Annotated in this window: 19 protein-coding genes; 5 read left to right on the plus strand and 14 right to left on the minus strand. The window is 65.0% G+C overall.

All coding sequences use genetic code 11. The features are described 5' to 3' along the window. Positions 1–8: 8 nt before the first annotated feature. The 4 genes from JN302_RS14320 (at position 9) to JN302_RS14335 (ending at position 5,856) form a co-directional block, all read left to right on the plus strand. The gene (locus tag JN302_RS14320; protein WP_244743315.1) at positions 9–884 is read left to right on the plus strand and encodes an SDR family oxidoreductase; all 876 of its coding nucleotides are present in this window, start codon (positions 9–11) and stop codon (positions 882–884) included. Continuing rightward, positions 884–2,494 carry an acyl-CoA carboxylase subunit beta gene (locus JN302_RS14325; protein ID WP_202313000.1) on the plus strand — a complete coding sequence of 537 codons (1,611 nt, stop codon included), beginning with the start codon at positions 884–886 and terminating at the stop codon, positions 2,492–2,494. The genes JN302_RS14320 and JN302_RS14325 overlap by 1 nt, the downstream gene beginning before the upstream one ends. A 228-nt stretch (positions 2,495–2,722) precedes the next feature. Continuing rightward, positions 2,723–3,904: an acyl-CoA dehydrogenase family protein gene (locus tag JN302_RS14330; RefSeq protein ID WP_202333329.1), complete on the plus strand. Its 1,182-nt coding sequence runs from the start codon at positions 2,723–2,725 to the stop codon at positions 3,902–3,904. After that, the gene (locus JN302_RS14335; protein WP_202333330.1) at positions 3,901–5,856 is read left to right on the plus strand and encodes an acetyl/propionyl/methylcrotonyl-CoA carboxylase subunit alpha; all 1,956 of its coding nucleotides are present in this window, start codon (positions 3,901–3,903) and stop codon (positions 5,854–5,856) included. The genes JN302_RS14330 and JN302_RS14335 overlap by 4 nt, the downstream gene beginning before the upstream one ends. Before the next feature lie 15 nt (positions 5,857–5,871). Here the strand turns inward: JN302_RS14335 and JN302_RS14340 are convergent, their stop codons facing one another. The 8 genes from JN302_RS14340 to JN302_RS14375 form a co-directional block, all read right to left on the minus strand. Further along, on the minus strand, positions 5,872–6,303 hold the full coding sequence (locus JN302_RS14340) for a MarR family winged helix-turn-helix transcriptional regulator (RefSeq protein WP_446720756.1): 432 nt from the start codon (positions 6,301–6,303) through the stop codon (positions 5,872–5,874). A gap of 284 nt (positions 6,304–6,587) precedes the next feature. Next, on the minus strand, positions 6,588–7,139 hold the full coding sequence (locus tag JN302_RS14345) for a hypothetical protein (RefSeq protein ID WP_202333331.1): 552 nt from the start codon (positions 7,137–7,139) through the stop codon (positions 6,588–6,590). After that, positions 7,136–7,558 (minus strand): hypothetical protein, encoded by a 423-nt coding sequence (locus JN302_RS14350; protein WP_202313008.1) that lies wholly within the window; start codon positions 7,556–7,558, stop codon positions 7,136–7,138. Before JN302_RS14350 ends, JN302_RS14345 begins: the two co-directional genes overlap by 4 nt. Before the next feature lie 140 nt (positions 7,559–7,698). After that, on the minus strand, positions 7,699–8,244 hold the full coding sequence (locus JN302_RS14355; protein WP_202333332.1) for a rod-binding protein: 546 nt from the start codon (positions 8,242–8,244) through the stop codon (positions 7,699–7,701). Positions 8,245–8,322: 78 nt separating this feature from the next. Beyond that, complete coding sequence (locus JN302_RS14360) at positions 8,323–8,706, minus strand: hypothetical protein (RefSeq protein WP_202333333.1); 384 nt, start codon at positions 8,704–8,706, stop codon at positions 8,323–8,325. Between the two features lie 4 nt (positions 8,707–8,710). Then, positions 8,711–9,424 (minus strand): flagellar biosynthetic protein FliR, encoded by a 714-nt coding sequence (gene fliR / locus JN302_RS14365; protein ID WP_202334289.1) that lies wholly within the window; start codon positions 9,422–9,424, stop codon positions 8,711–8,713. A gap of 148 nt (positions 9,425–9,572) precedes the next feature. Beyond that, a complete protein-coding gene (gene flhA / locus JN302_RS14370; RefSeq protein WP_202333334.1) occupies positions 9,573–11,660 on the minus strand; it encodes a flagellar biosynthesis protein FlhA in 2,088 nt (695 codons plus the stop codon). 112 nt (positions 11,661–11,772) lie between these two features. Continuing rightward, the gene (locus JN302_RS14375; RefSeq protein ID WP_202333335.1) at positions 11,773–12,705 is read right to left on the minus strand and encodes a helix-turn-helix domain-containing protein; all 933 of its coding nucleotides are present in this window, start codon (positions 12,703–12,705) and stop codon (positions 11,773–11,775) included. Between the two features lie 230 nt (positions 12,706–12,935). Between JN302_RS14375 and JN302_RS14380 the strand changes: the two genes are divergently transcribed. After that, on the plus strand, positions 12,936–15,038 hold the full coding sequence (locus JN302_RS14380) for a PQQ-dependent dehydrogenase, methanol/ethanol family (RefSeq protein WP_202333336.1): 2,103 nt from the start codon (positions 12,936–12,938) through the stop codon (positions 15,036–15,038). A gap of 505 nt (positions 15,039–15,543) precedes the next feature. Here the strand turns inward: JN302_RS14380 and JN302_RS14385 are convergent. The 6 genes from JN302_RS14385 to JN302_RS14410 form a co-directional block, all read right to left on the minus strand. Then, positions 15,544–15,930: a type II toxin-antitoxin system VapC family toxin gene (locus JN302_RS14385; RefSeq protein ID WP_202313019.1), complete on the minus strand. Its 387-nt coding sequence runs from the start codon at positions 15,928–15,930 to the stop codon at positions 15,544–15,546. Continuing rightward, complete coding sequence (locus JN302_RS14390; RefSeq protein ID WP_202313020.1) at positions 15,930–16,184, minus strand: type II toxin-antitoxin system VapB family antitoxin; 255 nt, start codon at positions 16,182–16,184, stop codon at positions 15,930–15,932. Before JN302_RS14390 ends, JN302_RS14385 begins: the two co-directional genes overlap by 1 nt. A gap of 333 nt (positions 16,185–16,517) precedes the next feature. Continuing rightward, complete coding sequence (locus JN302_RS14395) at positions 16,518–18,080, minus strand: sulfatase family protein (RefSeq protein WP_202313021.1); 1,563 nt, start codon at positions 18,078–18,080, stop codon at positions 16,518–16,520. Positions 18,081–18,139: 59 nt separating this feature from the next. Then, the gene (locus JN302_RS14400) at positions 18,140–19,126 is read right to left on the minus strand and encodes an aliphatic sulfonate ABC transporter substrate-binding protein (RefSeq protein WP_202333337.1); all 987 of its coding nucleotides are present in this window, start codon (positions 19,124–19,126) and stop codon (positions 18,140–18,142) included. A gap of 19 nt (positions 19,127–19,145) precedes the next feature. After that, positions 19,146–19,928 carry an ABC transporter ATP-binding protein gene (locus JN302_RS14405; RefSeq protein ID WP_202314764.1) on the minus strand — a complete coding sequence of 261 codons (783 nt, stop codon included), beginning with the start codon at positions 19,926–19,928 and terminating at the stop codon, positions 19,146–19,148. Positions 19,929–19,945: 17 nt separating this feature from the next. Next, positions 19,946–20,698, minus strand: a complete 753-nt coding sequence (locus tag JN302_RS14410) for an ABC transporter permease (RefSeq protein WP_202314765.1) — start codon at positions 20,696–20,698, stop codon at positions 19,946–19,948. Positions 20,699–20,738: the final 40 nt, after the last annotated feature.

Below are 20,738 nucleotides of genomic sequence, written 5' to 3' on the forward strand. Positions count from 1 at the left end.
TGCGTCATATGGGTTACAGGAGCGTCCTGCGTGACGGCTGCTTCGGCGGCGAGGTGCATGTCGTCACCGGCGGCGGCAGCGGAATCGGGCGCTGCATCGCGCATGAGCTCGCCAGCCTCGGCGCCCATGTCGTGATCACCGGCCGGAAGCAGGAGAAACTCGACCGCGTCCTTGCCGAGATCGTGGAGGACGGCGGCAGCGCGGAAGCCCATGCCTTCGACATACGAGACGAGGAAGCGGTGAAGGCGGCCGTCGGCGCGATCGTCGGCCGGAACGGCCGCATCCACGGGCTGGTCAACAATGCCGGAGGCCAGTTTCCGGCGCCGCTCGCCGCCATCTCCAGGAAGGGCTTCGAGGCAGTGGTCGCCAACAATCTGACGGGCGGTTTCCTCGTCATGCGCGAGGTCTTCCTCCAGTCGATGGAGCGTCATGGCGGAGCTGTCGTCAACATGGCCGCCGATATGTGGCGCGGCATGCCCGGCATGGCGCATTCGGGCGCAGCGCGCGCCGGCATGGTCAATCTGACGAAGTCGGCCGCCTATGAGTGGGCGCCCGCCGGCGTCCGCGTCAATTGCGTCGCGCCGGGTTGGATCGCGTCCTCGGGCATGGACACCTATGGCGGCATGACGCGGACGCTCATTCCGCAACTGAAGAGCCATGTGCCGCTCGGCCGGATCGGCGTCGAGGCGGAAGTGTCTTCCGTCGTCTGCTTCCTGCTGTCGCCGGCGGCCTCCTTCGTGACCGGCGTGACCGTTCCGATCGACGGCGGCGGGCCGCTCGGCTCGGCGCTGTTCCCGATCGGCAAGGGCAGAAGCACCGCGCCCTTTGACGGTTTTCACCGAGCTGTCGTGCCCGAGGTGCTCTCCGGCGAGGACAAGGGCTGATGCCTGTCATCGCCAGCGCGCTCGATCCGCGTTCGCCGAGCTTCCAGGCCAATGCCGAGGCGATGGCCTCGAAGCTGGCAAGGGTGCGGACACTCGAAGACGCGGTGCGGCGCAACTCGGCCTCCAGGAAGGCGCGCTTCGAGGAGAGGGGCCAGATCCTGCCGCGCGAGCGGGTCGAAAGGCTGCTCGATCGCGGCGCGCCGTTCCTCGAGCTTTCGCCGCTCGCCGGCTACAGGATGCATGACGACGACGGCGGCAAGAACATCATGGGAGGCGGCACCATCGCCGGCATCGGTGTCGTTTCCGGGACCCGGTGTATCGTTTCGGCGTCGGACAGCGCCATCAAGGGCGGCACCATCCCGCCAATGGGATTGAAGAAGGCGCTGCGCCTGCATGAGATCGCCTTCGAGAACGGCCTGCCGCTCATCTACCTGGTGGAAAGCGGCGGCGCGAACCTGCTCTACCAGTCGGAAATGTTCGTAGAGGGCGGGCGGGCATTCGCCAACCAGGCGCGGCTGTCGGCATCAGGTATCCCGCAGATCGCCATCGTGCATGGCTCGTCGACCGCGGGCGGCGCCTATCTGCCCGGACTGTCGGATTATGTCGTGCTGGTTCGCGGCCGCTCCAGGATCTTCCTGGCCGGGCCGCCGCTGGTCAAGGCGGCGATCGGCGAGGATGCCGAGGACGAGGATCTCGGCGGCGCCGATATACATGGCCGGGTCACCGGGCTCGGCGAATATGTCGCCGAGGACGATCTGCAGGCCGTCGCCATCGGTCGCGAGATCATGCGCAATCTCGATTGGGACCGGCTCGAGGCTCGGGCGGCGGGCAGGGCGCCGCTTCACGACGCCGAGGAGCTTCTGGGTCTCGTGCCCGCCGACGACAAGGCTCCCTTCGATATGAAGGAGATCGTCGCCCGCATCGTCGACGGCTCGGAGTGGCTGGAGTTCAAGGCGGAATACGCGCCCGACACGCTGTGTGGCCATGCCGCGATCGACGGCCACCGGGTCGGCATCGTCGCCAACAATGGCCCGATCATGCCCGGCGGATCGGTGAAGGCGGCACAGTTCATCCAACTCTGCGACCAGGCCGGCACGCCGCTTGTCTTCCTGCAGAACACGACGGGCTACATGGTCGGAACCGCCGCCGAGCGCGAAGGGGCGATCAAGCACGGATCGAAGATGATCCAGGCGGTCGCCAACGCCCGTGTGCCCAAATTCACCATCGTCGTCGGCGGTTCCTATGGCGCGGGCAATTACGGCATGTGCGGGCGGGGCTTCTCGCCGCGCTTCATCTTCTCCTGGCCCTCGGCCCGAACGGCGGTGATGGGCGGCGAGCAGGCCGCCAAGGTGATGGAGATCGTCGCGCGCGGCAAGTTGGCGCGCGACGGCTCGGCGGTCGACGAGGCGGCGCTGGAGAAGAGCTCGCGGCAGATCAAAGCGGGCGTGGAGGCGCAGTCCGATGCGCTGTTCGCGACGGCGCGGCTATGGGACGACGGCATCATCGATCCGCGCGACACCCGCGCGATCCTGGCGCTCTGCCTTAGCATCGCGGCCGAAGGTGCGCGCAGGCGACTGCGGCCGAACAGCTTTGGCGTGGCGCGGATGTAGGTGGATGGTGGCGAGTACCCCTCATCCGACCGCGCTTTCGCGCGGCCACCTTCTCCCACAAGGGGAGAAGGGAGTGCTGCAGCTGCCCCCCGGCCGATCGCAGACGTTGACGATTTGCAGAGCAGGTGAAGCCAGGCTCCGGCCTTCTCCCCTTGTGGGAGAAGGTGGCCTCGCCCGCGAGGGCGAGGTCGGATGAGGGGTTTAGCACAGACCCGGGAGGAGAAATCGATGCAGTTCACGCCGGAACATGAGGAGCTTCGCAGGACGGTCGCGAGATTCGTCGAGACGGAGCTCAACCCTTACGTCGACGCCTGGGAGGAGGCGGAACAGTTCCCCTCGCACGAGGTGTTCAAGAAGCTCGGCGATCTCGGCCTGCTCGGCATCAAATACGATCCGGCCTATGGTGGGCTCGGCCTCGACTTCTCCTACTCCATGGTGATGGCGGAGGAACTGGGCCTGGTGAATTGCGGCGGTGTGCCGATGGCGATCGGCGTGCATACCGACATGTCGACGCCGGCGCTCAACCGCTTCGGCTCCGACCATGTGAAGCGCAATTTCCTCGCCCCGTCGATCGCCGGCGACGTCGTCAGCTGCCTCGGCGTTTCGGAACCGGGCGGCGGCTCCGACGTCGCCGCGATCCGCACGACCGCCCGAAAGGACGGCGACGATTATGTGATCTCCGGCACCAAGATGTGGATCACCAGCGGCATGCAGGCCGACTGGTGCTGCCTGCTCGCCAACACTTCGGAGGGCCAGGTCCACCAGAACAAGTCGCTGATCGCCGTGCCGATGGACGCCAGGGGCATCACCCGCAGCAAGATCCGCAAGATCGGCATGAATTCGTCCGACACGGCGCAGCTCTTCTTCGACGAGGTGCGGGTGCCGCGCCGGAACCTGATCGGCGAGGAGGGCATGGGCTTCACCATGCAGATGATACAGTTCCAGGAGGAGCGCCTCTATGCGGCAGCGAGCTCGCTGAAGGGGCTCGACCGCATGATCGATCTGACCATCGAATACACCGGCCAGCGCCAGTCCTTCGGCAAGCCGGTGCTCGACAACCAGGCGGTGCATTTCCGGCTGGCGGAACTGCGCACCGAGGTCGAGGCGCTGCGCGCGCTCACCTGGAGCGCCGTCGAGCAATATGTGGCGGGCGGGGACGTCACCCGGCTTGCCTCCATGGCGAAGCTGAAATGCGGGCGCCTGGTGCGCGAGACATCCGATGCCTGTCTGCAATATTGGGGCGGCATGGGCTTCACATGGGACAATCCGGTGAGCCGGGCCTATCGCGACACGCGCCTGGTGTCGATCGGCGGCGGCGCCGACGAGGTCATGCTCGGCATCATCTGCAAACTCGAGGGCACGCTGCCGGGAATGTCGAACAAGAAGCGCGCGGCGAAATCGGAACAATGACGATCCGCAAGCTGCTGATCGCCAATCGCGGCGAGATCGCCTGCCGCGTGACGCGTACGGCGCGACGGATGGGCATCGCGACGGTGGCCGTCTACAGCGACGCCGACCGCGACGCTTTGCATGTGGCCATGGCTGACGAGGCCGTCCGCATCGGCGGCGACCTGCCGCGGCAATCCTATCTCGATATCGGCGCGGTGATCGCTGCGGCTCTCCAGGCCGGGGCGGATGCGGTGCATCCGGGCTACGGTTTCCTGTCGGAGAATGCCGACCTCGCCGAAGCCTGCCTGGCAGCCGGCCTGACCTTCGTGGGACCGTCGCCGACGGCGATCCGAGCCATGGGCGACAAGGCCCGCGCGAAGGCGCTGGTGGAAAAGGCCGGCGTTCCAGTCGTGCCGGGCTATGCGGCCGACGACCAGTCCGCGGAGCGGCTCGCCGTAGAGGCCGATCGCATCGGCTACCCGCTGCTGATCAAGGCGGCGGCCGGCGGCGGGGGGCGCGGCATGCGCCAGGTCATGAAGGCTGCGGATCTCCCCGCGGCAATCATTGGCGCACGCAGCGAGGCCGAGAACGCCTTCGGTGACGGAAGCCTGCTTCTGGAGCGCCTGGTCGTCGAGGCACGGCACATCGAAATCCAGGTCTTCGGCGACAGCAAGGGGAACTGCATCCATCTCGGCGAGCGCGATTGCTCCACGCAACGCCGTCACCAGAAGGTGGTCGAGGAGGCGCCGTCGCCGGCCGTCGACGCAGCGTTGCGCGCGGCGCTCGGCGCCGACGCGGTCAAGGCGGCGCGCGCGGTCGACTACTGTGGCGCCGGTACCGTCGAGTTCATCGTCGGGCCGGACGGCAGCCACTTCTTCCTGGAGATGAACACGCGGCTGCAGGTCGAGCATCCGGTGACGGAGATGATCGCTGGCCTCGATCTGGTCGAATGGCAGCTGCGGGTGGCGTGTGGGGAGGAACTGCCTGCCGGGCAGGGTGACATCGCCTTGCGCGGCCACGCGATCGAAGCGCGCCTCTATGCCGAGGACCCCTATGCGGGCTTCCTGCCGCAGACCGGCGAGATCCTGCACTGGCGGCCGGCCGAGATCGAGCGGCTTGATGGCATCAGGGTGGATTGCGGCGTCAGGGAAGGTGACTTCGTGACGCCCTTCTACGACGCGATGCTGGCGAAGATTGTCGCCCACGGGCGCGACCGCGACGAAGCCACGGCCCGGCTGCGTCAGGCGCTGCGCCGCGCGCCGCTCATCGGCCCCGGCACCAACCGGACGTTCCTCGTCGATCTGCTCGGTACTGACGAATTCGTCGCTGGGGCGGTGACCACCGGACTGCTCGACCGATGGGTCGCAGACGGCGCGGCGATGCTTGCCGCGCCTGTCCCGACGCCGGAGGACTTCGCCCTTGCCGCCGCGATTTTGGCGCTCGCTTCGGGCGGCGGCTGGTTCCGCTCGACCGGCGTTGCGGAATGCCCGATCACGCTGCGGTGCGGTGATCTCAGCCGGGAAACCGTGGTCCGCTTCGAACGGGGAAGGCTGGCTGCGATCCTTGTCGACGGCGTCGAGGCCGGGATCGGCGACCTTCGGCTTGCGCTGCCTCAGATTCGCTATACGCATGGCGGCCTCGCGCGAAACTCGCTGGCGCTCGTTGGCAGCGATGGGCTCCGGCTCGACCGCGACGGCCGCACCTTCCATTTCACCGAGCCCGACCGTCTCGCGGCCCGCGCGGCGGCGGCCGACCCCTCGCGCGTCGTCTCGCCTGTCTCTGGGCTGGTGCGCGCGGTCGCTGTTCAGCCGGGCGATGCCGTGTCTGCCGGGCAGATGCTGGTCGTCGTCGAAGCGATGAAGATGGAGACGACGCTGCCGGCGCAAGGGGCTGGCACAGTCCGCGCCGTCCATGTCGCGGCCGGCGAGCAGACAAGGGCCGGCGATCTTCTGATCGAGATCGCCGTTTCCTGACTTGTCTGTCGCGAATCACCGCCGGGCAGACGGATCGATGATCTTGTCCAGCAAGGCGATCAGCCGCTCCTTCTCCTCCGGGCCGCCGAGCCTTTCGACAAGGCGCTCTTCATGTTGTGCCCATATGACGGCCATCTTCTTGACGAAGCGCGTGCCTTCCGGTGTCAGATGGACCGAGTGCGAGCGGCGGTCGCTGTCGGCCTTGCGCCGTTCGGCCAGCCCGCGCCGCTCAAGCCCGTCCATCAGCGCGACGAAATTGGCGCGCTTGATGCCGAGTTGCTCGGCGATCTTGCTTTGCTTCTGCCCCGGCGTCTCCGCGATCAGCGCCAGGACCGAGAATTCGGCCGGGCGTAGCTTCATCCTGGTGAAAGCCTGCAGGAAATCCTGGAAGACGGAGAGTTGCGCGCGCCGGAGCTTGTAGCCAAGTATCTTTCGCAATGGCGGCACGCTCGGTGGCGCAGCGGCCTCATGCGGCCGGTTCGTCTCCGGCTTGGCGTTTTTCGAGTTCCGGGCGGGGGGACGACTGATTGTGCTCACAGACATGCTGCCTCGACGCTTCTGGCGATCTTTTCATGGCACAGATCGCCGTCGCCTGCGACTGAGTCCCGTCCGTGATCGGCCGGGACGGCGCTTATGTCCCCGCGATGGAACGACATCACATATTATAACATAATATAACGTCAACTTCCAAAAGGATGCAGCATGCGCTGCGCGAGGCAGCGAGTCGCGCTTCAATGGCTGCCTGTGGCCTCCGCCGGAGCTGCCGGCGTGACGGTTGCATCGTGGCCGGCCGGACCTGCGGTGACCTGGCGCGGCGCGACGCGGCGCTGCGGGGTCTTTTCGCGAATGTCGGATTTCGGGATGTAGTCGATCTGCTCGACAAGGATCTCGTGGATGAGCTCGGAGCCGACCCGTTTGTTGATGCTGTCGCGCAAGCCGGTCTTGAAACCCTCGAGGTCGAATCTCGTCATGTCGAAATCCGGGTCGGAATAGATGTAGGAATAGACTTGGTCGAGAAGCAGGTTCTGGATCGGGATGCTGAGCTTGTTGAGATCGGCCGGCTTCGCCGTATAGACGAGTTGGGCCAGCACATAGCCGTCGACCCTGGCGTCCCGGATATGGGGGACCGAGATCATGTCGGCCTTCACATAGTCCAGGCCGCCGAAATAAGCCGGTGCGCTTTCGGCCCGCCCGGCCTGCTGGCTGGCCTGCGAGAAGGAATAGAAGACCGTGCCGACCGTGACGGCGCACAGCCAAAAAGCGGCGGCGACGAATTTGATCATGGCCGCATCGCCACCGCGAAGCCGGTCGAGGAGTAGGTGCCGTCTGCTTCATGCCGCTCGATCGCGTTCTGCACGAGTGCCGCGATCTCCGACACGGCGCCGAGATGGGCGCGGATCGTCGCCTCGTTGAGGGCCAGCTTGTGGCGCAGGCGCAGGATGCCCTCCCGATCCTCCGGCCGCAGGTCGTCGGGCCCGAGACCCTTGATCGCCCGGTTCAGCTCGTAGAGATGCCTGCTCTTGCGAGCATTGGAAGCCTTGAGGTCGAAGTTGACGTCGCTGCGGATCGACTGTGTCTCGCTCTCGATCGTCTCTTCGATCCGGGCGACGACGGCGGCCAGCATATGCGGGCGCCCGCCCGGGAGCGCGGCAAGGTCGGGCCGGGCGTTCGTCTGATTCGGGGTGTCCGAGTTTTTCGACATTGCATCCGTTCTTCGTTTCGGTCGCTCCACGTGGGAGGACGCTCAGATGATTCCTCCGCGGGTTGGCATCGGCGTGTCGATGCACTGCCCGCCTCGCTCTGATTCTGCCAGCAGACTGAGGTAGGCTCCTGCGGAACCGCTCAGCTCTTTTCGCCCCAGCGCTCCGCCGTCGGATCCTCGCCGTAGGCCTTCATGACGTTGCGCTGGATCTCCTGCACCAATGCGTCCGAAAGCATGGCCTGGGTGTCCCTGGCTTCGCGCTCGGGGCCTTTCGAAACGCCCGACAGCGCGACCTTGCGGTCGCCATCCACATAGAAATCGCCGAGCACGCGGTCGGCGATGCCGATGCCGCCGCGCTCGGCCATCACATCCGAGATCTGCTCCGCCAGCATCGATTTCCACATATCGCCGGCCAAGCCCTTGCCATAGACGGACTCGCTCTGCTTGGGCAGCATCGCCTCGACGAAGTTGCGCAGCACCATGGACTCGAACTTGACGAAACTCTCCTTGCCTTTGCGCGTCGCCTCGGCTTCCGATCCCGCCTCCGTCGGCTCGCTCAGCGCGAAGGCACCGGCGCGCCGTGCCGCGCTCGCATCGGCGAGCCGGGCGCGGGCGGCCTCGATATCCGTCTTGCCCACCGCCTGGGCCACGTCGAGAACGATGTCGCTGGGAGGAGAGATTGCCAAGTCCGGGAATCCTGTGGCTGTTCGCGATAGTCGCACTATGGGCGATCAAGCTTGCCGCAGGCTTGCTCGGAAAAATGCTTATTTTTCAGTCGCTTGTCGCGTGATCGTTTCCAGCGCCTCCCGTTCGGCGGCTATCCTTTCCTCCTGCAGCAGCGCTTCCTGATAGTATCGCCTGACGATGTTGGCGCGCGCTGTCTCGGAAGCGATTCGACCGGCTTCCTCGCGGGCGAGGCGGTCCTTCTCGTCCTTGCGAACAAGCGCGGCGCCGATGCGCCTGGTGTAGAGATCGGCGAACACGCTGGCGACCGGCGATTGCTCCGCGGACTGAGCCATCAGAGCGTCCGCTTCCTCCCGGGCGGCGGCGGCTTCGCGCACGAGGCCTGCATGGCGAATCTCGTGTATCGCCTTCAACTGCTTCTGCAGCTCGACGAGCTGGCGAAGGCGATCTGTGCGGGACGTCATGGGTTCAGCGCCCGATCGTCATCGGCACGAAGCCGTCGGCATAAAGCCGCAGGAACGGACCGATGCCGAAATAGACGAGGACCAGGCCGGCCCCGAGCACGAAGGGCAGGGAGATGAAGTAGACCGGGATCTGCGGCGTCAGCTTGTTGACGAAGCCGATGGCGAGATTGACCAGTAGCGAATAGGCGATGAAGGGGCTGCCGAGCCTGAGCATGGCCATGAAGCTCTGCGACAGCGTGTCGGTCAGGTCGATCAACGCCGACTGCGGATTGAACAGCGTGCCCGGCGGCAGGATGCGGTAGGAGGCGAGCAAGGCCTTGACCACCTCATGGTGGAAGTCGAGCACAAACAGCAAAAGCAACGCCGAGAACGAGATCAGCGTGGCCAGCGCGGCTTGCGGCTCCGCCTCTTCGATGGCCGTGCCGCCCATGCCGTTGAAGCCCACCGTCATGGCGATCGCCGAGCCGATGAACTGCAGCGCCAGGAGATAGAGGCGCGCCAGAAGGCCGATGAGCACGCCGATCAGCAGCTCGGAGACCATCAGGATCGATACGGCGTCGAGTTCCCTGCGCGCGAAGGGCGCGATCTGGTCCCATGTGTTGGCGAGCAGCGCCATGGCAACGGCCAGGGAGACGAACAGCCTCACCTGCATCGGCACCCTGATGCTGGCGAGGCCGGGCATCACCATGAAGCAGCCGCCGATGCGGCAGAATGCCATGAAGGCGGCCAGCACGAGCTGCGCCGCGTCGAAACCGTTCACCACCCGATTTGATCCATTCCGTTTTTCGGGCGCCCGCCGCCCGAAAGCCCGAAGGTCCGTCTGTCACCTGCGGAATGGGCCGATACGGGTGGCAAACCGTCTGAAGTCATGAAATCGCCCCGAGCACCCGGATCTCGACACCTTTGGCGATCTCGACATGGCTGAGCACGGGCAGCGTCGCGAACAGGCGCTCGATGATCATCCGCACATAGGGCCGGGCGTCGGGCGCCGTCACCAGGGCGAAACGCTCGCCTGCCTCCATCTGCGCGCGGATGACCTTCGAGGCGTCCTGGCCGAATTCCTCCAGCAGCCTGGGGTCGATGTCGAACTCGCGGATCTCGCCCTTGGCGTCGCGCTTCAGGCTCTGGTGGAAGGCGAGGTCCCAGCGGTTGCCGAGCCGCAGCACCTTCAGCACGCCGCCCTCGGTCAGGTCGCCGCAGATCTGCTGCGACATGCGGATGCGGACATGCTCCACGATCTGCTCGGTGCGACGGACATGCGGCGCGATCTCGGCGATGGCCTCGATGATGAGGTGCAGGTTGCGGATCGACACGCGCTCGGCGAGCAGCAGCTTCAGCACAGCCTGAAGGCCGGGATAGGTGATGTGCGAGGTGCAGATCTCATCGGCGAGCTTGCGGTATTCCTGGTCCTGCCGCTCGATCAGCGCCTTCATGTCCTTGTAGGACAGGAGCTGCGGCAGGTTGTTGCGGATCACCTCGCTCAGATGCGTCAGCAGCACGGACATGTTGTCGGCGAAGGTGAAGTTGTCGCGCTTCAGGTCGTCCGCGAAGGTTTCCGGCACGGAGAAGGCGCGCATGCCGAAGGCCGGTTCGCGCACCTCTTCGCCGGGCAGGTCCGGCGGGTGGCTGGAACCCAGCAGTACCATCACCTCGCCGACGCGCATCTGGTGCTCGGCCACCACCGTGCCATGGACCTTGATCTGATAGGTCTTGGAAGGGATGCTGAAATCGTCGGTCAGCCGTACTTCGGGCACCACGAAGCCGTATTGTGTCGCGAACTTCTTGCGCATCTTGCCCATGCGGAAGGCCAGTTCCTGATGCGAGGCGAGAAGCCTCGTCGAGAGCTGCTTGCCGATGAGAAGCTCGATCTCGGGCGTGCGCAACGAGTTCTTGATCGAGTGCTTTTCCTCTTCATCCTTGCTGGCCTGCTTCTCCTTCTCCGACCTCGCCGCTTCGGCGATGGCCTGGTCGCGGCGCAACGGGATGACGTAGCCGACCGAGGCCAGCAGTGCCGCCAGTATCATGAAGGGGAAGGCCGGCAGGCCGGGCATGAGGGCCAGCAGGATGAGCAGCAGCGAAGCGACGTAGAGGGCGCGCGGATAGGCCGAGAGCTGGCCGAACACTGCCTGGTCGGCCGAGCCGCGTGTGCCGCCCTTCGACACCAGCAGGCCTGCGGCGAGCGACACCACCAGCGCGGGGATCTGCGTCACCAGGCCGTCGCCCACCGACAGCTTCACGAAGACGTCGGCCGCTTCGCCGAGGCTCATGTTGTGCCGCATATAGCCGATGGTGATGCCGCCGACGATGTTGATTGCGGTGATGATGAGGCCGGCGATCGCATCGCCGCGCACGAATTTGGAGGCGCCGTCCATGGAGCCGAAGAAGGAGCTTTCCTCCTCGAGCTCGCGGCGGCGCAGCTGTGCTTCCTTCTCGTTGATCAGCCCTGCCGAAAGGTCGGCGTCGATCGACATCTGCTTGCCGGGGATGGCATCGAGGGTGAAGCGGGCGCCGACCTCGGCGATACGGGTCGAACCCTTGGTGATGACGATGAAGTTGACGACGATGAGGATCAGGAAGACGATCAGGCCGATCACGAAGTCGCCGCTCATCACCAGCTTGGAGAAGCCGCCGATCACGTAGCCAGCCGCGTTGGTGCCTTCGTTGCCGTGCGACAGGATCACGCGGGTCGTCGCAATGTTGAGGGACAGCCTCAGCATGGTGGCGATCAGAAGCACCGTCGGAAACGAGGAGAAGTCGAGCGGGCGCGGAATCCACAGCGCCACCATCAGGATCAGCACGGAGAGAGCGATCGAGACGGCCAGGCCAACGTCGATGAGGAAAGCCGGGATCGGCAGGAACAGAACCGACAGGATGGCGAGGATGCCGATCGCGAAGCCGATGTCGCGGCCGTGCCTGCCGATCGGGGGAACAATTGTAGTGTCGGTGATCGCCATTCGACTGCTTCGCCATTTCTTGCGGAACGCACGGCGCAGAGCGCCGGCAGCCGAAACTAGCGGTCCAAGCTTGTGCGAGGATGAGGCGCGGCTTGAATCGGCTCGGCCGCAGTCAGCTCAAGGTGCGGATGCCGGTTTCACATTGGCGACGAGGAATTCGAACCGCGTATTCGCTCGGTGTGCAACCGAACCGCGAGCGAAAGGCGCGGTTGAAGTTGGAAAGATCCCTGAACCCGGCCGCCAGTGCAACCTCCGTTATGTACAGGGCCCGTCCCGCGCGGAAGGCGACGTCGATGATCTCAGCCGCAAGTCTCAACCGCCGATCGCGCAGAAGCCTTACGAAACTTGAGCCACGGGCAAGAAAATCGCGCTGAAGCTGGCGTTCGGAGATGCCGACGCGCCGTGCCAGCCACGCCAGGGAAAGCTCGGGCCGGGTGAGACTGGATTCCATTTCCCGCACCGCCAGTTCGAACCGGCTCTTGCTTGAACTCGCCATGCCGGCGTCGCAGCTTCCCGGATCTGTCGAAAAGGCAAGACGGGCAAGATCGAAGAGAAACTCGGGATCCGTGTCGGGGCGCGAGTGCCTCTCGCGAAAACACCGATGAAGCCGTCTTGCCGCCGCCGTCTTGGCGTCGAGTGCCTCGCCGATGCGGAGCCGGCCCTCCGATTCGAGCAGGATCGAGGCGCGCGGCAGGTGCAAGGACAGGATGTGGGCCGGAGTGCATTCGTAGCGCAAGGTGGCGGTTCGAGTTGAGTCCAGCAGGTAGAAGTCTCCCTGCGCGAGCGTCGCTTGTCGACCGTGCTGTTCGATGCTCGTACTGCCGGACAACTGGAGCAACAGGAACAGGTATTCCGTTTCGTCGCGGCGGATGCCGTCGTGTGTGCGGTCGATCCGGTCGATGTCGCAGGCGAGATTGGCAACGTCCAGGCCGCACATCGTAAACGCCGTGAAGTGGCCGTTTACGGTTCGCCGGCCTGGCCCGGGCACACTGTCATAGTGGCCGCAAGTCGATTTTAGATTGGCGTCCCACTCTTCGAACTGCACCTCGTCCTCCTCCCGACGTGCTGCCGTTTTCGCATATCCCCTTGCGAACACGGCATGCCGGCAGCTTACATGCCCGGCACTGCCTGAAAAGATGGACTTTCGATCATTTGGTGGCGGCCTTGGCGGAAAAATCCAAGCCAGCCGGGCCGGCTGCGCCTAGCATCCCATCCAGTGCGGTCGCAGGGAGGAACACAAGGCCGTACCCCAGCCGGTTTGCCAGGGAGGAACCCATGAGAAGACACGTCGGAGCCATGGCTGCGAGCATCGCGGCATTGTTGTCGGGATATGCGGCAGCCCAGGATCTCACAGCCGAGCAGATCAAGGCCGCGACTGCGCAGGTGAACTCGCAGACGATCATCGCCAACCGCGCAGAGACGAAGAACTGGCCGAGCTACGGCCTGGACTACCAGGAAACCCGCTACAGCAAGCTCTCGGCGATCAACGCGGACAATGTGGGGCAGCTCGGCCTCGCCTGGTCCACCAGCCTGCAATCCCGACGCGGTGTCGAAGCGACTCCGCTGGTCGTCAACGGCGTGATGTATGTTTCTTCGTCCTGGAGCGTCGTGCATGCGCTCGAGGCCCGCACGGGAAAGGAACTTTGGCGCTACGATCCCGAGGTGCCGAAGGACTATGCCTACAAAGGATGCTGCGACGTGGTCAATCGTGGGGTCGCGGTGCACGAAGGCAAGGTGTTCGTCGGCGCCTTCGACGGGTATCTGCACGCCATCGACGCAGCGACAGGACAGCGGCTGTGGAAGATCGACACGATCGAGAACCGGCAGATGTCCTACACCATCACCGGTGCGCCGCGCATCATCAAGGACATGGTGCTGATCGGCAATGCCGGCGCGGAATATGGCGTGCGCGGCTATGTCAGCGCCTTCGATGTTGCGACCGGAGAGCTGAAGTGGCGCTGGCACACGGTGCCCGGCGACCCGGCCAAGGGCTTCGAGAACGAAGCCATGGAAAAAGCGGCCAAGACCTGGGACCCCGCGGTGAAATGGTGGGAGGCCGGCGGGGGCGGCACGGTCTGGGACTCAATGGCCTACGACCCGGAACTCGACCGCCTCTACATCGGCACGGGTAACGGAAGTCCGTGGAGCCGGCTGAAGCGCAGTCCGGCCGGCGGCGACAATCTCTATCTCGCTTCGGTCGTGGCGCTGGATCCCAACAATGGCGAGTATGCCTGCCACTATCAGGAGACGCCCGGCGACAGCTGGGACTACACCTCGACCCAGCACATCATACTGGCCGACCTGACGATCGGCGGACGGGAGCGGAAGGTGTGGCTGCACGCGCCGAAAAACGGTTTCTTCTACGTGGTCGACCGCACCAATTGCGATTTCATTTCGGCCGAGAAATTCGTCGAGGTGACCTGGGCAGAGGACTATGGCGCCGACGGCCGCCCGATCGAGGCCGAGGGCGCACGCTCGCCCGACAAGCCCTGGGAGACGATCCCCAGCCCCTATGGCGCCCACAATTGGCACCCCATGTCGTTCAATCCCCAGACCGGCTTGGTCTACATCCCTGCCCAGGGCGTGCCGTTGGTGGTGCAGCCGAATCCGGACTGGAAGCTGAACACGCATGTGCCTGGCGAGGCCATGTCCAACCTCGGCTGGAACCTCGGCTACCTGTTCAACACGGCGGCGCCGAAGATGACGCCCTACGGCCACCTGCTGGCGTGGGACCCTGTCGCACAGAAGGAGGTTTGGCGAGTTCCCTACGTTTCCCCCTGGAACGGCGGCACGCTGACGACGGCGGGCAATCTCGTGTTCCAAGGCACGGCAGACGGCCGCTTCGTCGCCTACAACGCGAAGACGGGCGATATGCTGTGGCAGACGCCTGTGGGCACCGGCGTCGTTGCCGCGCCCAGCACGTGGGAATTCGACGGCGAGCAGTATGTATCGGTCGCCGTCGGCTGGGGCGGCGTCTATGGCCAGATGCAGCGCGCGACCGAGACCGCGGGCCCAGGGCGTGTCTATACATTCAAGATCGGAGGGAAAACCGAAATGCCCCCGCTCGTACAGCGCGAGCCGGCTCAACTGGTCTCCGGCGTATCCTACCATGCGGACGATGTCGGGCCCGGCGCGGCGCTCTACGTTTCGAGCTGCCTGTTCTGTCACGGTGTTCCCGGGGTCAACAACGGCGGCAACATCCCGAACCTTGGCTTCTCCTCGAAGGAAACGCTCGAGAATGCCCCCGAGATCCTGCTCTCCGGCCCGCTGGTCGAAGGTGGCATGCCGTCCTTCAAGGGCAAGTTGACCGAAGAGGAGGTCAAGAAGATCGTCGCTTTCATCCAGGGCACGGCCGACGCAGTGCGCCCGAAGCAATGATGCCAGCGGCACCAGGGTAAGCATGCATCTCCGCTTCCCAGGAGAAGCGCGGCTTGGAGGCCTCCCTCTCCGCCCTAAAGGACGGGGAGAGGCAGCGGCACTTCTTGCTGCGCCGGCGCCGCTTCTCGTCCGCCGTGTCCAGCCGATAGATGGTGACAAATTGAACCGGATAGATGGGTTACAGTTCTCCCCCGGTTGTCGTGTCCGCCGAATAACCGACTGTTCAGGGTTGCACGGCGCTTCGGCGGACCAACGTGGCGGCGCGCCCAAGCGCAAAATGCTTCCAGTCGGCCTCGTCTTGGCGGAACTCGCCGCCTCGGCATAGCTGCGAGCGCGGTTGGCGAGCTTGGGTCTATGGGCACGCAGCGGCTGGCAGGGGAGGACGGTTCTGTCGGAAGGCTACCGTTGGCGCGCCCCATAAACGATAACAATGTCGAGACATCGGGCAGGTCGGCGTCGGCTGACCGCGATACGGAACCGGAAGGCGGCGGCGTGATCCTGTGCCTCACGCCGCTTGGATATCGGTCTGCGAAAAGTCGTTGCCCTTGTAGAGTAGGGGCTCGCCGGTCAGGGCGGCCAGTGCATAGGAGAAGCAGTCGCCGTAGTTCAGCCCGGCTGGGTGGCGGCCCTTGCCGTAGCGCCTCCAGGCGCGGCGGGCCTGGTCGGCATGCTCGGCTTTGACCGCGACGATCTCGACATCGGCCTTGTGCAGCCACAGGTCGAACTCGCCGCCGCCAGGGTCGCCGAAGCGGGCCTCGATCACCATGGCCGCTTCCAGCACGGTTGCGGCAGAGATGAGGCGCACCGGGTCGTCGGCAATGCGCTGCTCGAAGGAAGGTGCTTCCGGCTCATTGAGCGCTATGGCGACGATGGCCGAGGTATCGATGACCATCAGCTCGGCAGCCCATTCTCGTCGTAGCCGACGATTTCATCGGCGCTGCGATTGTCGAGGACGGGCAGGGAACTCCAGCGCCGGCGGCTGGCGGCAAGATCCTCCAGAAGTGCGGTCTTGCGGGCGTCGGAGCTGACGCGGCGCAGCCGCTCCTCCAGCGCCCGCCGTGTGGCAATGGTGATGCTCTCGCCGGTTTTCGTGGCGAGCTTGCGGGCGAGCCGCTCGGTTTCCGGATCTTTGATGCTCAGCGCCATGGCGGGTTCCTTGGTTCCTGTTGGTCAATATTCTACCTCGAATCGAGGTCGGCGCCTAGCGTAGCGGCGGTGCATGACACGTTTTGCGGGCTTCCGATCGGCGACAGCGGCCGTCGGTCTCGTTTCCTCGTTTCATCGACGGACGGCAACTCACTGATCTGGCGCGAAACATCGCCGGAGTTCATGGGCCGGAGTTCATGGGTGGAATCTGGCAACGGCACTGGATGCCATCGCATCCAGGCGGCCGCGATGGCCGCACGGCCCATCCGGGCCGCTTGGCGTCGCGCCAGGGCATGGGCCGCGCGGTCACGCGCTCGGTCTCTTCGATGGGTGTCAGGCGACGCCGGCGAGTGGCCTCAGGCCGGCTAGGACGGCCACGCTGTCATGCTCGGGAAGGTCGCCGATCTCGGCCATCTTGCGGTCGAGCTTGCCCAGCATGTCGGCGAAGATATCCGCATAGGCCGGGTCGTCCGCGCGGTTGTGCAACTCGAACGGATCCTCCGCGCAGTCGAACAGTTCCCATTCCGGCGGTTCGCCGCCGCCATGTGCCCCTGGCTGTCCCAGCGGCTCGTTGTACCAGTAGATCAGCTTGTAACGGGCGTCGCGCACGCCGTAATGGGCAAAGGCATTGTGAAATTCGTCCTTGTGCATCCAGTAGCGGTGATAAGCGACATCCTGCCAGTCGCCGCCGGCTTGCCGCTCGAGCAGCGGGCGCATGCTGGCACCCTGCATGTAGCTCGGGATCGGCACGCCGGCATAGTCCAGGAAGGTGGGGGCGAAGTCGACATTGGTGGCGATCTTCGAGGATATGGTGCCCGCCGGAACCGCCGGGGGATAGCGGATGAGGAACGGCATCTGCAGCGATTCCTCATACATGAAGCGCTTGTCGAACCAGCCGTGCTCGCCAAGGAAAAAACCCTGGTCCGAGGTATAGATCACGATCGTGTTCTCGGTCAGCCCGGCCGCGTCCAGATAGTCCAGCAGGCGCCCGACATTCTCGTCGACCGACGCGATCGTCTGCAGGTAGCGCATCATGTAGCGCTGGTATTTGAACAGAGCGAGCTCGGCCGGGTCGGTGAAGACATGGTGCTCGCCGGTCAGGGCGTCGATGAGCCGCAGTTCCTCACCCGGGTTCACGTCAGGCACCTTGCGGTCCTTCCAGCCGGGAACCAGAAGGTCGCCGACCTCCGCCCCGCCTTCGGGTTGCACGAGACCGAGGTCCTTGTAGGTCATATCAGCACGGATGCGCATCCTGGCCGCGGCCGCCGCGGCGCCGCGATTGCTGTAGTCGTCATCGAAGGTCTCTGGCACCGGCAGCTTGCCGTCGGCGTAAAGATGCCTGTGCCTGGGATGCGGTTCGAAGCTGCGATGCGGCGCCTTGTGGTGGCACATCAGGAAGAAGGGCTTCCCGGTGTCCCGGCAAGACAGGAAGTCGAGGCATTTGTCGGTGATGATGTCGGTGGCGTAGCCCGGCTCGATCGTCTCGCCGTCGCGGTCGATCATCACCGGGTCGAAATAGTCTCCCTGGCCGGGCACGACCGCCCATTCGTCGAAACCGGTCGGCTCATGCGCCCTGCCTTCGCCGAGATGCCATTTTCCGAAGATCGCGGTCTGATAGCCGGCGGCACGCAGATGCTTGGCGACGTTGGGCAGCCTGTTGTCGATATGGGTGTCGAGTGTCGTCACCTGGTTCACATGATTGTAGGTGCCGGTCAGGATCGCCGCCCGGCTCGGTGTGCAGATCGAGTTGGTGACGTAGCAATTGTCCAGCCGCATGCCCTCATTCGCGATGCGATCGAGGTTCGGGGTGCTGTTGAGGCCGGAACCGTAGCAGGAGATCGCGCGCGCGGCGTGATCGTCCGACATTATGTACAGGATGTTGGGTCGTTTCGTCATGCGTGTCTCGGGTGCAATCAGGCGCGGCGCATGACGCCGCGCCAGGGGAGATGACGGGCTCAGCCGCCGGAATAGAGGTCGCCGAGGTAGTAGTCCTTCGGATCCAGCGGATTCTGCAGCTTGCCGAAGGAGACGAACTGATCGTTGAGGCCCTTCAGCCAGCTTGCGACCGAGCCGTCCCTGGTGGCGGCGACGAATTCGGCGCTGGTCAGGAACTTGCCGTTCTGGCTTTCCGTGATCAGCGGGTCGGCGGGCACGCCGAGGAACTTCGCAGTGATCTCGACCGACCGCGGTACGTCGGCGGCGCGGTAGTCGTTGGCTTCCTTCAGGACGGCGACATACTTCATGACCGTCTCGCGATCCTGCTCGGCAACCTCGTTGCGGGCCACAAAGGCCGACGGGAACGAGTTCGCCGGATAGAAATCGGCGCTCTTGGCCACCTCGACGAGGTCGGGCACGGTCTTCTTGATGACGCCGACCAGCGGGTACCAGATGCCCGCGCCGTCCACCTGCCTGGAGGCAAAGGCCGAGACCACGGTCGACGGGTCCATCTTGACCACTTCGACGTCGGAGAGCTGCATGCCGGCCTTCGCAAGCGCGAGCCGCAACAGCATGTCGCCCGACGTTCCTTCCGGGACGCCGATCTTCTTGCCCTTGAGATCGGCCATGGTGGCGATGCCGGCCTGCGCGATCACCCGGTCGGAGAGGCCGAGCGCGTTCATGGCGACGATCTTGGCCTTGCCGCTTGCCGGCAGCCACAACGCACCGGGACCGACATAGCCGAAGTCGAGGCTGCCGGCGCCGAGCGCCTGGACCTGGATCGGTCCGTTGGTGAACACCTTCAGCTCCGGCTCGAGCCCGTGCTTGGCCCACAGCCCCTGGTCATCAGCGATTGCCGTCAGGCTGGTGCCGAAATAGTCGGCGATATAGCCGACGCGGATGGGCTTGGACTGTGCGAGCGCGCGGCCGGATACGCTCAGCAACGCCGGCGCTGCGACGGTGCCGGCCGCCGACAACGCCAGAAAACCTCTTCTGGTGACGTTCATTTCTGCAATTCCTCCCTGTTCATTGCCTTGCATCGATCTGCGGTTTCTGATGGTAGACGGCGTGCCACACCCGATTGCGGATCTCCGCGAATTCGCGCGACAACCGCATCTCCTCGGTACGCGGGTATGGCAGTTCGACCGGGATGATCTCGTGCAGCCGGCCTGGCCGGGCAGCCATGACGATCACCCGGTTGGCGAGGTAGACCGCCTCGTCGACGTCATGCGTGATGAAGATGACCGTCCGGCGCTCGCGGCTCCACGTGTCCAGCAACTGGTCCTGCATGTGGACCCGCGTCAGCGCGTCGAGCGCGCCGAACGGCTCGTCCATCAAGAGCATGGTCGGATTGACGGCGTAGGCGCGGGCGATGGCGCAGCGCTGCTTCATGCCGCCCGACAGCGTCTTCGGCAGCGCATCGGCGAAGTCCCTCAGCCCCACGAGGTTGATGAAATGGTCGGAGATCCTGCTCCGTTCACCCGCCGTCATGCCCTTGATGCGCAGGCCGAATTCGACGTTCTGCCGGACGGTCAGCCAGGGGAACAGGGCATATTGCTGGAAGATCACGCCGCGTTCCGGCCCGGGGCCATGAACCGCTTCGCCGTCGACCAGGACCCGCCCTTGCGACACTTCGGTCAGTCCGGCGGCGATGTTCATCGCGGTCGACTTGCCGCAACCGGAGGGTCCGACCACCGTGACGAACTCGCCGTCGGCGATGTCGAGGGAAAGCCGGTCGAGGGCCAGGAAGGTTTTTTCGCCTTCACCGAAGATTCGCGTCACGTCCTGGAACGAGATCTTGGGCTGCATGGTGTCCGCCTCGGCGTTCATTGCGCGCGCTCCTGCCACCGGGTGAGGCGGCGTTCCGTCGCCTGCAGCAGGCGGTCCATGACGAGGCCGAGAATGCCGATGGTGACGAGGCTGACGAAGATCGTCGGCAGATCGTAGTAGAGCTGCGCCTGCTGCATGCGGAAGCCGAGGCCGGATTGAGCGGCGATCAACTCCGCTGCCACGACGGTTGCCCAGGCGGAGCCCAGCCCGATGCGCACGCCCACCAGAATGAAGGGAATGGAGGCCGGGATGATGACGCGCAGGAAGATCACCGCATCGCCGGCGCCGAGCACCCGCGCGGCGTTGATCAGGGTGCGGTCGACGCTAATCACGCCCTGATAGGTCGCCACCACGCAGGACAGGAACGAAGCCAGGAAGATGACGAAGATCTTCGGCGCTTCGTCGATGCCCATGGTGACGATGGCCAGCGGTATCACGGCCAGTGGCGGGATCATCCGGAAGAACTGGATGTAGGGTTCGATCAGCGCACGCGCGGTCTGGTACCAGCCCATCAGGAAGCCGACGGGTATCGCCAGCGCAACGCCGAGGAGGAACCCGAACAGCACGCGCCTGAGGCTCGACACGATATCGAGCGGCAACTGGCCGCTCCGGGTCAGCTCGACGGCACGTTGCGCCACTTCCTGCGGCCCTGGCAGCACCACCAGCTTGGCGGCGGTGATGGCCCACCAGACGGCGATGCCGATCGCGAAGGCGATGAGACTGAGAAGGAATGGCGGCAGTTGGGCAATCGACTGCCCCTGCCTTTTTCCTTCGGCGATTGCCGTGGTC

The sequence above is a fragment of the Mesorhizobium sp. L-8-3 genome (assembly GCF_016756615.1).
In the GTDB taxonomy this organism is placed as follows: domain Bacteria; phylum Pseudomonadota; class Alphaproteobacteria; order Rhizobiales; family Rhizobiaceae.

Coding starts and splice junctions, on each gene's coding strand:
- JN302_RS14360 (WP_202333333.1), bottom strand. CDS start 8,706: ATGACGTCCCGCACAGATCGCCTTCGCCAGCTCGTCGAGCTGCAGAAG.
- fliR (WP_202334289.1), bottom strand. CDS start 9,424: ATGGCATTCTGCCGCATCGGCGGCTGCTTCATGGTGATGCCCGGCCTC.
- JN302_RS14405 (WP_202314764.1), bottom strand. CDS start 19,928: ATGCAGCCCAAGATCTCGTTCCAGGACGTGACGCGAATCTTCGGTGAA.
- JN302_RS14350 (WP_202313008.1), bottom strand. CDS start 7,558: ATGTCGAAAAACTCGGACACCCCGAATCAGACGAACGCCCGGCCCGAC.
- JN302_RS14385 (WP_202313019.1), bottom strand. CDS start 15,930: ATGGTCATCGATACCTCGGCCATCGTCGCCATAGCGCTCAATGAGCCG.
- JN302_RS14395 (WP_202313021.1), bottom strand. CDS start 18,080: ATGACGAAACGACCCAACATCCTGTACATAATGTCGGACGATCACGCC.
- JN302_RS14335 (WP_202333330.1), top strand. CDS start 3,901: ATGACGATCCGCAAGCTGCTGATCGCCAATCGCGGCGAGATCGCCTGC.
- flhA (WP_202333334.1), bottom strand. CDS start 11,660: ATGGCGATCACCGACACTACAATTGTTCCCCCGATCGGCAGGCACGGC.
- JN302_RS14320 (WP_244743315.1), top strand. CDS start 9: ATGGGTTACAGGAGCGTCCTGCGTGACGGCTGCTTCGGCGGCGAGGTG.
- JN302_RS14400 (WP_202333337.1), bottom strand. CDS start 19,126: ATGAACGTCACCAGAAGAGGTTTTCTGGCGTTGTCGGCGGCCGGCACC.
- JN302_RS14390 (WP_202313020.1), bottom strand. CDS start 16,184: ATGGCGCTGAGCATCAAAGATCCGGAAACCGAGCGGCTCGCCCGCAAG.
- JN302_RS14345 (WP_202333331.1), bottom strand. CDS start 7,139: ATGATCAAATTCGTCGCCGCCGCTTTTTGGCTGTGCGCCGTCACGGTC.
- JN302_RS14380 (WP_202333336.1), top strand. CDS start 12,936: ATGAGAAGACACGTCGGAGCCATGGCTGCGAGCATCGCGGCATTGTTG.
- JN302_RS14325 (WP_202313000.1), top strand. CDS start 884: ATGCCTGTCATCGCCAGCGCGCTCGATCCGCGTTCGCCGAGCTTCCAG.
- JN302_RS14330 (WP_202333329.1), top strand. CDS start 2,723: ATGCAGTTCACGCCGGAACATGAGGAGCTTCGCAGGACGGTCGCGAGA.